Genomic DNA, 11310 nt, shown 5'->3' on the forward strand with positions numbered 1-11310 from the left:
CCGGGATGAATGCACCCGAATCGCTCTTCCCTCGTCTGGAGCCCCTGCTGGCACAGGTCAGCAAGCCGATCCAGTACGTCGGAGGGGAACACAATAGCGTCCACAAGGACTGGGACTGCGGCACGACCGTCGGCCAGCCCACGGTCCGGTGGGCGCTGATGTACCCCGACGCCTACGAGGTCGGTCAGCCCAATCAGGGCGTCGCCATCCTCTACGAGATCCTCAACGAGCGGGAGTGGATCCTGGCCGAGCGCACCTACGCCCTGTGGCCCGACCTGCAGGCCCTCATGCGTGCCCACGGTCTGCCGCAGTTCACCCTTGACCAGCACCGGCCGGTGCGTGCCTTCGACGTGTTCGGTGTCTCGTTCGCCACCGAACTGGGGTACACGAACATGGTCAATGCCCTCGATCTCGCGGGCATCCCCATCCACTCGGACGAGCGCACCGACGACGACCCGATCGTCGTGGCCGGCGGCCACGCGGCGTTCAACCCCGAGCCGATCGCAGACTTCATCGACGTGGCCGTGGTCGGCGACGGAGAGGAGGCGTCGCTGCAGATCTCGGACATCATCCGGGAGTGGAAGGCAGAGGACCGTCCCGGTGGCCGTGAGGGGCTGTTGCTGCGCCTGGCAGCGACCGGCGCGTTCTACGTCCCCGCCTTCTACGACGTCAGTTATCTTCCCGACGGCCGCATCCAGCGGATCGCACCGAACCGCGAGGGGGTGCCCTTCCAGGTGCGCAAGCACACGCTGATGAACCTGGACGAGTGGCCCTACCCCAAGAAGCCCCTGGTGCCACTGGCCGAGACGGTGCACGAGCGGTACTCGGTCGAGATCTTCCGAGGCTGCACCCGCGGGTGCCGGTTCTGCCAGGCGGGCATGATCACACGTCCGGTCAGGGAACGCTCGATCGAGACGATCGGCACCATGGTCGCCGAGGGCTTGCGCAACACCGGCCTCGAAGAGGTCGGTCTGTTGTCGCTCTCGAGCGCCGACCACTCCGAGATCGGGGAGGTCACCAAGCAGTTGGCCGACCGGTACGAGGGCACCAACGTGTCATTGTCACTGCCCTCGACCCGCGTGGATGCGTTCAACATCGACCTCGCCAACGAACTCTCGCGCAACGGACGCCGCTCCGGGCTCACGTTCGCACCCGAGGGTGGTTCGGAGCGGATGCGCAAGGTGATCAACAAGATGGTCTCCGAGGACGACCTGATCGACACCGTGGCGACCGCCTTCGGCAACGGCTGGCGGCAGGTCAAGCTGTACTTCATGTGCGGCCTGCCCACCGAGACCGACGAGGACGTGGTGGCGATCGCCGACATGGCGGCGCGGGTGATCGAGACCGGACGCAAGGCCGCCGGGTCCCGCGACATCCGCTGCACCGTCTCGATCGGCGGTTTCGTGCCCAAGCCGCACACGCCGTTCCAATGGGCGGCGCAGGCCTCCCCCGAGACGATCGACCGGCGGCTGATGCTGTTGCGAGACAAGATCCGGGCCAACAAGCAGTACGGGAAGGCCATCGGCCTGAGGTATCACGATGGCAAGCCCGGCCAGATCGAGGGGTTGCTGAGCCGGGGTGACCGACGCATCGGCAAGGTGATCGAGGAGGTCTGGCGCCAAGGCGGCCAGTTCGACGGGTGGAGTGAGCACTTCAGCCACGAGCGGTGGGCTGAAGCCTGCACGACCGCCCTCGAGGGCACCGGGGTCGACCTGGCCTGGTACACGACGAGGGAGCGCGAGTACGACGAGGTGCTCCCATGGGACCACCTGGACTCGGGTCTCGACCGCGACTGGTTGTGGGAGGACTGGCAGGACGCCATCGACGAGGTCGAGGTCGATGACTGCCGCTGGACCCCCTGCTACGACTGCGGGGTGTGCCCCCAGATGTCGACCGAGATCCAGATCGGCCCCACCGGTCGTCAACTGCTGCCGCTGAGCGTGGCGGGCCGCGACCTCAGCTGACCGCTCCCGCTGCCCACGTCACCTCCCAGCTGGGGCTTGTGGCGGCCCCAGTTCTCGCCGATGATGAGCAGGGGGTCAGCCCTGATCCCCGCCCAGACCCAGGCGTCGTCCGGGCCAGCGCGTCCAACGGGGGGAACCATGTTCTATCGTCTCGGGCTGGCCATCATCGGCGCCGTCCTCATGCTCACGAGCGGCCTCGCGCCCGTGTCGGCCAGTGCCGCCAGCTGGAACTCCGGATACGTCGCGCTCGGTGACTCCTTCGCAGCCGGTACCGGGGTGGGGGACGCCAGCGGTCCCTGCTTGGCTTCTTCCAGCGCCTACCCCGAACTGCTCAGTACCCGTGCCGTCTCGGTCGCCTGTTCGGGGGCCACCTCCGCTTCCCTGACCGCACAGATCGCAGCGGCGAACGACCTCTCGCCCGCCGCCAGTGACCAAGGCCAGCGAACCCTGTTCCGGGCCCAGCAGGTCACCCTCACGCTCGGCGGCAACGACGTCGGTTGGTTGAGTGTCCTGCGCTCCTGTCTGGCCCCCAGTCCGTCCTGCGGTGCGGCGACCCAGGCCTCCGCGCTGGCCATCAGCAGTCAGCCCGCACGCACCGCGGCCGCCGTCCAGCAACTCCGGCTGGCCGCACCGCACGCCAGGATCCTTGTCACCGGGTACCCGAAGTTGTTCGACCCCGCAGCCGCGACCTGCACCGTCGCTCCCGGACTCGCCGTCCAGAGCGCGGCCCTCGCGCCCCTGGACCAGCTGGCGCTGGGCCTCAATCGGGCCATCGCAGCCGGCGTCACCGCAGCGGGTGACCCGAACGTGGAGTACGTCGACGTGACCGACGAGTTCGAGGGGCACGGCCTGTGTCGAGGTGCCGACGCGTGGATCAACCCGCTGATCATCCTGGGGGTCGACCCAGTCACCTCGGCTCCGGTCATCTCGCCGGCCAGTTTCCATCCGAATGCCGCGGGGGAGCGCGCCTACGCAGACGCGCTGCGCCCCGCTCTCTGAGAGGTCGCCGTGTGCCTGGCCCCGACGGGGCCAGGCACACCTGCTGAGCAGGATGCTGCGGGTCGGGTCAGCTGAACGAGCGGTACCCGGCCAGGTGTGACTCATCGCCGGTGAGCGCGGCGAGACGGCGCCTGATCGCAGCCGCCTCGTCGTGGCGCGACTGGCGCTCGAGGGTACGAGCCATCAGCAGCAGCGCGTAGTCGTTGGTCGGGTCCTCGTCCATGATCTGACGCAGCACCGCCTCGGCCTTCGGCAGAGAGGCCCGGTGGTAGTAGGAACGGGCCAGGTACTCACGGGCGTTGCGGTTGGTCGGGTCGGCTTCGAGCACCTTCTCGAATCGCTCGGCGGCGTTCTTGTAGTCGCGGCTGTCGAAGGCGTGGATGGCCATTTCGAGGGTGAGCAGGGTGAACACGGCGCGTCCCCCTTTCGATGTGTGACGCGTGTGCTGCCTGCAACGGGTGCGACCCTTCGGCTATTCCCCGGCGTGCGGGTGGGACGGTAGCTCGTCCTCGATGTCGCCGGAACCGACGACCAGGAAACCGGCCACCGACATGGGCAGCAGCAGGGTTCCCAGCAGGGCCACCGGCCAGAACCAGCCGTGGGTGAGGTCGTGGACGATTCCGAGCGACAAGGGGCCCAGGATCGCGATGCAGTAACCCACCGCCTGGGCGAAACCCGACAGGGCGGCGGTGCCCTCGGCGGTGCGGGCGCGCATGCCGAACAGGGCCAGGATCATCGGGAAACTGCTGGTCCCCAGAGCGATCAGTGCGGCCCACAACCAGGGCAGCGTCGCCGGGGCGAACAGCAGGCCCAGGTATCCGATGGCGCCCGAGCACACCACCAGCACCAGAAGTCCCTTCGGACGAGGGTTGCGCCCCATGTAGGCGGGCCACAGGAAGGCCAGGGGGATCCCCAGACCGGTGGCGATGCCGAGCATGGCACCGGCGCCGGCCTGGGACAGCCCCGCAGCGATGTAGATCGAGGGCAGCCAGCCGAAGATCGAGTACGCCTGAGCCGACTGGAATCCGAAGAAGATGCCCAACAGCCAACCCAGGCGGGTGCGGGCCACGGCAGCGAGTGAGATCCCGCGCCCGGCATTTGCCCGTTGCTCGGCATGGTCCCGGTCGTGGGGGAGAGCGGGGAGCCAGGCCACCAGCGCCACCACGACCGGCACGCACCAGACCAGGAAGGCAGGGCGCCAGCCGCCGAGCGCCTCGCTCAGCGGTACGGTGAACGCGCTCGACACCGCGACACCGATCGACAAGGTCAACGAGTAGACGGCCGTCATCAGGCCCACGTGGCGTGAGAAGTGGCGGCGGACGACGCTGGGGGCGAGCACGTTGGCCAGCGCCATTCCGGCCAGCCCCACCGCTGAGAGGGCGAGGAAGCTGACCGGGTCCGACACCCGCGTGCGGGCGAGCGATCCGACCAGGATGGCCACCAGTCCCACCCCGATGATGCGGTGCACGCCGAACCGGCGGGCCAAGGCGGGCGCCACGGCCCCGATCACGGCGAAGCAGGCCGTGGGAAGACTGGTCAGGATTCCGGCAGTGGCCCCGGTCAGGTGCACATCGGCCTGCAACTGGGGCAGTACCGGCCCGACGGCCGAGGCCAGCGGGCGGAGGTTGAAAGCGAGCACGGCGATGGCGACCACCATGCCCGCGGAGGCGACCCACCGAGCTCGAACGGGGGATGGGGTGGGAGTGCTCACAGTTGCCGGAGTCTACCTGCGCGCCCCCCTCCGCAGCCCCGGCTCGTGGCGGGTGCGCCCTGGTGCCTGTGGTTCAATGTCGCCTGATGTCAGAAGCCAGTCAGTCGTACTCGAAGCGACGCTCCCAGCCCGAGCAACAGGCGCCGCCCGTGCAGCGGTTGCGGGTGCGGTACGCCAAACGAGGGCCGGCTCGCTTCACCAGCCACCGTGACTTCTCGCGGGCGTTCGAGCGAGCCCTGCGTCGCGCGGGGGTGCCGATGGCCTACTCGTCCGGGTTCTCCCCTCACCCACGCATCTCGTACGCGAACGCCTCACCGACCTCGGCTGCCACCGAGGCGGAGTACCTCGAGATCGGGTTGAGCGAGGCCTGTGACCCGCAGCGAGTGTTGACGGCTCTCAACGAGGTGCTGCCGCCGGGGTTGCGCATCCTCGAGGTCTGGGAGGCCGAGGGCACCTCGTTGCCGGATCGGCTGACAGGCTCGGCGTGGATCATCGACCTGGGTCCGGTCGACCGCCACGAGCTCGAGGGAGCGGTGGCTGAGCTGCTGGCCACCGACTCACTGCTGGTCACGCGAATGACCAAGAACGGGCTGCGCGAGTTCGACATCCGATCGGCAGTCGTCGAACTGGGCATCATCGACGATTCCCCGGTCGGGACGGCACAGCTGAGACTGATCAGCCTGCACCAGACCCCGCTGGTGCGACCGGACGACGTGGTGAAGGCGCTGCGCCAGTTGCGCCCCTCGCTGGCCAGTGATCGTCCGCCCCTGCTGAACCGTCTGATGCAGGGAACCCTGACCGGCGAGGGCGTGGGCGCCACGCTGCTGGACCCCTTGACAGGTGCCGCCCGGCGACCGTGGTGAGGCGCGGCTGACCGCCCCGTCGGGGTGTCTGTGCCATACTTCCCGGTAGGGATGAGCACCGACCCGGTGCTCGACGGAGCCGGATGTTCACCAGCCACACCGCGACGAGGGATCGACCGCGGGGGCGCAGGGAGTGTTCGCCCGCCCACCGACTTCTGGCGCGGCCGTGGCTGCGCCTTTGGCCGCATCCTGACGTGGATGCAGAGGAGCGCACATGCTCGACGAGAATGATCTGAACCAGCCGAACGACGCACAGCCCGGTGCCGTGCAGCCGGAGGCGGCCACCCCCGATCAGACCCACCCCGATCAGACCGACCCTGGTCAGACCGAGGCTGCTCAGGTCCAGTCCGGAGACAGGCAGACCCCCCGCCGCCGACGAGCGGCATCCCGCCCCGCCGGCCCCCCCGTGAAGGCTCCCCAGGTCGAGTCTGCCGCCCCCGCCGCGGAACCCCTGACGAAGGCCGCCGCCGAGGCGAGCCCTGCCCCGGAGGTCGAGGTGACCGAGGCCCCCACCGCGAAGCGTCCGGCCCGTCGCCGAGCCACCAGGGCGCAGGGCACCGCGACCAGCCCCGCTGCCGAGTCGACCCCCGCGGGCTCGTCCGCTGTCGAGGTCCCCGGGGCGGATCTCGGTGTGTCCGAGCCCACCCCCGAGGTGGAGGCGTCGCCCGAATCAGGTGAGGCTCCGGTCGAAGCAGCCCCAGCGGCGCCCGCAGCCCGGGCCACGCGTGGCCGGCGAACCCGACGCACCCCGGCCAGGTCCGAGGCCACCACCGAAGCGCCCGCCCGCGAAGAGGTCGTCGCAGCACCCTCAAGCGCCGATGACCTCGACTCGCGGCTGGAGGCGGCTCGCGCCCAGGCATCGAGCCGTCGCCAGCGCACGGTGGCCCCCGAGATCGCCGATCCCTTCAGGTCCCCCGAGTTGGCGCTCCAATCGCTCGCGGCCTCCATCGCCGGACTGCCGTCACCGGCGTCCACCGGCCAGACGCTGGACGTCCCGACCGGGGATGCCGAGGGTGCGGGCCAAGACGTCGACGGCCAGAACCCCAACGCCCAGAACCCCGACGCCCAGAACCCTGACGCCCAGAACCCTGAGGGCCAGGACCTCGAGGCCGAGGACGCCGGCACGGGGCAGGACGACGACACCGACCAGGCCGACGAGCCAGCGGACGTCGCGGAGGACGACGAGTCGAACGAGGATGACGCGGCGCTCGATGAGCAGGGCGAACGATCCAGCCGTCGCCGTCGCCGTCGCCGCGGGGGCCGCAGGCGTCGCCGCGGGGCCGACGATGACTCCGACGACGACCAGGACGTCGCCGAGGACGAGAACCCCGACTCCACCGACGACAGCAACGACCATGCCGATGACTCCACCGACAGCGAGGCTGCGGACGACTCGGAGGCGACCGACGAGGGCGCGGACGAGTTGGGCGACGGTCGCCGTCGCCGTCGCCGTCGCCGTCGTCGCGGCGAGGACACCTCCGGCGCCGAGGACGACCCCAGTGAGGTCGTCGTCCGGGTTCGTGAACCGCGCCGTGGACGTGGCTCGTCGTCGTCCGACGAGGTCACCGGGATCGAGGGATCGACCCGAATGGCTGCCAAGCGCCTGCGTCGTCAGGAAGGACGAGCCGCCGGGCGTCGGCGTGCGCCCATCCTGAGCGAGGCAGAGTTCCTGGCCCGTCGCGAGGCCGTCGAGCGCCGCATGGTGATCCGTCAGGCGGACGACTACACCCAGATCGCGGTGCTCGAGGACGGCGTGCTGGTCGAGCACTACGTCGACCGCGACACCTCGGCCTCGATGATCGGCAACATCTACCTCGGCCGCATCCAGAACGTGCTTCCCGGCATGGAAGCCGCCTTCATCGACATCGGCCGCGGCCGCAACGCCGTGCTGTACGCCGGTGAGGTCGACTGGGACGCCTTTGGGGCGCAGGGTGACCAGCGCAAGGTCGAGACGGTCTTCAAGTCGGGCCAGACGGTGCTCGTCCAGGTCACCAAGGACCCCGTGGGCGCCAAGGGGGCCCGACTCACGAGTCACATCTCGATCCCCGGCCGCTACATCGTCTACTCGCCGGGTGGCCACCTGTCCGGGATCAGTCGCAAGCTGGCAGACACCGAGCGTCAGCGACTCAAGGACATCCTGGGTCACCTGATCGACGAGAAGGCCTCCGTCATCGTGCGGACCGCTGCCGAAGGAGTGACTGAGGACGAACTGGTCCGCGACGTCAACCGACTGAAGGCGCAGTGGGACGTCATCGAGAAGAAGGTCAAGCAGGGCTCCGCGCCCCAAGCCCTCTACGGTGAGCCCGACCTCACGGTTCGCATCGTCCGTGACCTGTTCACCGAGGACTTCGCGGAGCTGGCGGTGCAGGGCAATGGCTCTGGCGAGGACACCTATGACGCCATCGAGGCCTACGTCTCGCACGTGGCGCCACACCTGGCAGAACGACTCACCCGTTGGGATGTCGCCGAGCGCGGCGACATCTTCGCCAGCCACCACATCGACGAGCAGATCACCAAGGCGCTCGAGCGCAAGGTGTTCCTGCCCTCGGGTGGCTCGCTGATCATCGACCGTACCGAGGCCATGACGGTGATCGACGTCAACACCGGACGATTCACCGGCACCCAGGGCAACCTCGAGGCCACCGTCACCAGCAACAACCTGGAGGCGGCCGAGGAGATCGTCCGTCAGCTGCGCCTGCGTGACATCGGCGGCATCATCGTCATCGACTTCATCGACATGGTGTTGCCCAACAACCGCGAGCTGCTGCTGCGCCGCCTGGTCGAGTGTCTGGGACGGGATCGCACACGCCACCAGGTCTCGGAGGTGACGAGCCTCGGGCTGGTGCAGATGACCCGCAAGAAGATCGGTACCGGGCTGGCAGAGGCCTTCACCGAGGAGTGCGAGCACTGTGGCGGTCGCGGCTACCACCGCTCGGACGAGCCGGTGGCCTCCCAGGCGCCGGCCGACGGTGGAGACCGACGTGGTTCATCGGGGAACAACGGTTCCTCGGGCAACTCCGGCTCCAACGGACGGCGGGGCGGTCGTCGTCGCCGCGGTTCATCCGACGCAGACTGAGGCCGCCCACCTGCGGCTGTGAGACACCATGGGCGGCCCCACCGATGCATGTCGGTGGGGCGCCCTTGCGTGGCTCGTCCTTGCCCTCTGGCAGGGTCAGCCGATGCGGCCCTTCACCACCACCTGGTCGGTGACCTGGAACTCGGCATGGGTGAGGCGTACCCCCCGGGGCAGCCGCTCGTTGATCCTGATGGTCTTGCCGTTGTAGCGCTCGACGCGACCCTTCATTGCACCCAGCAACGCGTTGATGATGGGGTTCTTCGAGCCCACCTCGATGTTCGACAGGGTCACGTTCATCGCCTGGTCGAGGGTGGCGGAACCGGACACCTGCGCGCTTGCGCCCACGAATCCCTTCTTGACGCGGGCATCGGCCCCGAACTTGATCTGCTGCGGCGAGACCTGCACCAGGTCGAGGGTGAGGTCGTCCAGGGTCACGCCCATCTGCTTGGCGAACTGCTGTCCGACCCTGAGGGCCGCGGCCTGCAGTTCGGCCTTCGCCACTGACGCCTGGCCCTCTCCCGAGACGGGTCGTGCCGGGTCCTTCGGTTCGAGCACCTGCAGACCGGCCTGCCCCTGCGTGGTCTCGACCCACAACGCCGGCAGGTCGTTCACCTGGCCCGACAGGCTGACCCGGGCACCGGCGACCGTGATGGGGTTGGCCGACAGGGTCGCATGGCTGATGGTGGCAGGCTCGGACGACCTCGTCTCCACCTGAGGGAGGCGCACGTCCAGCAGGTCGTCGCTCACGCTGGGCACCTCGACCCCCGTCAGGTCGACCGTGAGGTTCGAGATCGTCGACCCCTCGAGCGTCGCCTGGATCGTCGCCCGGTCAACTCCCTGCACACCTCGGGGCAGGAGCGCGGCGACGGCGCTGCGCAGGGCGGCGGTGAGTGCTTCGCTGGTCTGGGGACGAGGGGCAGGGCCCAACAACAGTGTGTCTTCGCTCATGGTTCCACTCTAGGATGTGGGTGTGACAGGTCGTGGCCGGCCGCTGGGTTTGCAGTCAGGGGGGGTCACCCGTAGACTTGTCCCTCGGTGTTCCCGCGTGCGTTGAAGCAGTTCATCTGAAGCGTGTGGGACGTGTGGGCGCGCAGCGCCACCCGAGACAAGACTGAACTAATGGAAGAGGTCAACGTGTACGCGATCGTGCGCAGTGGCGGCCGCCAGCACAAGGTTGCCGTGGGCGATGTCGTCGAGATCGACAAGGTTTCAGGCCAGGTCGGAAGCAGCGTCCAGCTGCAGGCTCTGCTGGTGGTGGATGGCGACAAGGTCACCTCTGACAAGAGCGTTCTCGACAAGGCTTCGATCACCGCTGAGGTGGTGGCCGAGACCAAGGGTCCCAAGATCCGCATCGTGAAGTACAAGAACAAGACCGGCTACAAGAAGCGCCAGGGGCACCGCCAGCGGTACACCCAGGTCAAGGTCACGGACATCAAGGCCTGAGGGAGAACTGACATGGCACACAAGAAGGGCGCATCCTCGTCCAAGAACGGTCGTGACTCGAACGCGCAGCGCCTCGGCGTGAAGCGCTTCGGCGGCCAGGTCGTCAACGCCGGCGAGATCATCGTTCGTCAGCGTGGCACCCACTTCCACCCCGGTGAGGGTGTGGGACGCGGTGGCGACGACACCTTGTTCGCACTGCGTGAGGGAGCCGTCGAGTTCGGCACCCGTCGCGGCCGTCGCGTGATCAACGTGCAGCCCGTCGAGGCCTGAGCCTCCACCTGCTCTGAACTCCAGACCGGGGTCGTCCTTCGTGGGCGACCCCGGTCTTGTTGTGTTCACGGTCCCTTCCGGTCGCCGTCCATCGACGGCGTCGTCGCGCCGGCCCGGGGCCCGGAGGATGCCGGGTCTGGAGGGCGCCGGTCGACCGTGACGGTCGCCTCGGACGTGAGACCGCAGGAGAGTGCACGTGCAGCAGGGGGGTGGGGTTGCCGCCCAGTCCGTGCCTGCGTTCGAGCTGGTGTCGCGGACACCGGCTGAGGACAGTCTCCAGGGGGCGGGGGCGACGAACCGAGGACGACGACGTGACCGTGTCGGAGAGCGGAAACATGGGTGGCCGCCAGGGGAGTGCCCTTAACGGGAGGCGTCACTGCTAGTCAGGTCCATGTCGCCGGCCGATGAGCAGGCAGCCAACAACCCCGATTTGACTCGCCTGTGGAGCAGGTCTAGAGTAACTCAGGTTGCTCCACGGAGCGGCACAACCCACCAAGCATCACCCTGAAGGCCTTCGCCGGCCTCGAGAATGATGCCTGGAGGGGGGCCAGGAAAGCGGATTTGACTCCACAATCTCGGCCCACTAAAGTTTCACGAGTTGCCCCTTGCGGATGGCCTTCGGGTTGGATGTGTGGGTCGCACCCGAATCTTGAGAACTCAACAGCGTGCTTTATAGTCAATGCTATGTAATGACGATATTTTTTGTCTCGTGCCTGGGCTGGCCCTGTGGGGTTGGTTTGGGTGGAGATTCCTTTGATGAATGACAGTAAGATCCAGCAATGGTTTCTTTTGTCGGGATTCGGAACTCTTGGCTGCCTTGCCTTTTTTTGGTGGGGTGGTTGTTGTTTTCAACGGAGAGTTTGATCCTGGCTCAGGACGAACGCTGGCGGCGTGCTTAACACATGCAAGTCGAGCGGTAAGGCCTTTCGGGGTACACGAGCGGCGAACGGGTGAGTAACACGTGAGTAACCTGCCCCAGACTTT

Annotated in this window: 9 protein-coding genes and 1 rRNA gene; 7 read left to right on the forward strand and 3 right to left on the reverse strand. The window is 68.0% G+C overall.

The features are described from left to right. Window positions 1-5 precede the first annotated feature (5 nt). Both H507_RS0111940 and H507_RS16610 read left to right on the forward strand, forming a co-directional pair. Entirely contained in the window at window positions 6-1964 is a 1959-nt protein-coding gene (locus tag H507_RS0111940) for a TIGR03960 family B12-binding radical SAM protein (RefSeq protein WP_022910934.1), read from the forward strand. 138 nt (window positions 1965-2102) lie between these two features. Beyond that, on the forward strand, window positions 2103-2963 hold the full coding sequence (locus tag H507_RS16610) for an SGNH/GDSL hydrolase family protein (protein WP_022910936.1): 861 nt from the start codon (window positions 2103-2105) through the stop codon (window positions 2961-2963). A gap of 67 nt (window positions 2964-3030) precedes the next feature. On the opposite strand, the gene H507_RS0111955 is transcribed toward H507_RS16610, so the two are convergent. Then, on the reverse strand, window positions 3031-3375 hold the full coding sequence (locus tag H507_RS0111955) for a tetratricopeptide repeat protein (protein ID WP_022910937.1): 345 nt from the start codon (window positions 3373-3375) through the stop codon (window positions 3031-3033). 60 nt (window positions 3376-3435) lie between these two features. After that, a complete protein-coding gene (locus H507_RS16615) occupies window positions 3436-4674 on the reverse strand; it encodes an MFS transporter (RefSeq protein ID WP_157438976.1) in 1239 nt (412 codons plus the stop codon). Window positions 4675-4760: 86 nt separating this feature from the next. On the opposite strand from H507_RS16615, the gene H507_RS0111965 reads away from it, so the two are divergent. Both H507_RS0111965 and H507_RS16620 read left to right on the forward strand, forming a co-directional pair. Then, window positions 4761-5537 carry a TIGR03936 family radical SAM-associated protein gene (locus tag H507_RS0111965; RefSeq protein WP_022910939.1) on the forward strand — a complete coding sequence of 259 codons (777 nt, stop codon included), beginning with the start codon at window positions 4761-4763 and terminating at the stop codon, window positions 5535-5537. A 214-nt stretch (window positions 5538-5751) separates the two neighbouring features. Beyond that, complete coding sequence (locus tag H507_RS16620; RefSeq protein ID WP_022910940.1) at window positions 5752-8613, forward strand: Rne/Rng family ribonuclease; 2862 nt, start codon at window positions 5752-5754, stop codon at window positions 8611-8613. A gap of 96 nt (window positions 8614-8709) precedes the next feature. On the opposite strand, the gene H507_RS0111975 is transcribed toward H507_RS16620, so the two are convergent. Beyond that, a complete protein-coding gene (locus H507_RS0111975; RefSeq protein ID WP_022910941.1) occupies window positions 8710-9561 on the reverse strand; it encodes a hypothetical protein in 852 nt (283 codons plus the stop codon). Between the two features lie 186 nt (window positions 9562-9747). Between H507_RS0111975 and rplU the strand changes: the two genes are divergently transcribed. From rplU to H507_RS0111990, 3 genes are all read left to right on the forward strand, one after another. After that, a complete protein-coding gene (rplU, locus tag H507_RS0111980) occupies window positions 9748-10056 on the forward strand; it encodes a 50S ribosomal protein L21 (protein WP_026378158.1) in 309 nt (102 codons plus the stop codon). A gap of 12 nt (window positions 10057-10068) precedes the next feature. Next, window positions 10069-10326, forward strand: a complete 258-nt coding sequence (gene rpmA / locus H507_RS0111985) for a 50S ribosomal protein L27 (protein WP_022910943.1) — start codon at window positions 10069-10071, stop codon at window positions 10324-10326. A gap of 848 nt (window positions 10327-11174) precedes the next feature. Beyond that, window positions 11175-11310 (forward strand): 16S ribosomal RNA (locus H507_RS0111990); the annotation flags it as partial.

The organism is Aestuariimicrobium kwangyangense DSM 21549, assembly GCF_000421525.1.
GTDB classification, from domain to species: Bacteria; Actinomycetota; Actinomycetes; order Propionibacteriales; family Propionibacteriaceae; genus Aestuariimicrobium; species Aestuariimicrobium kwangyangense.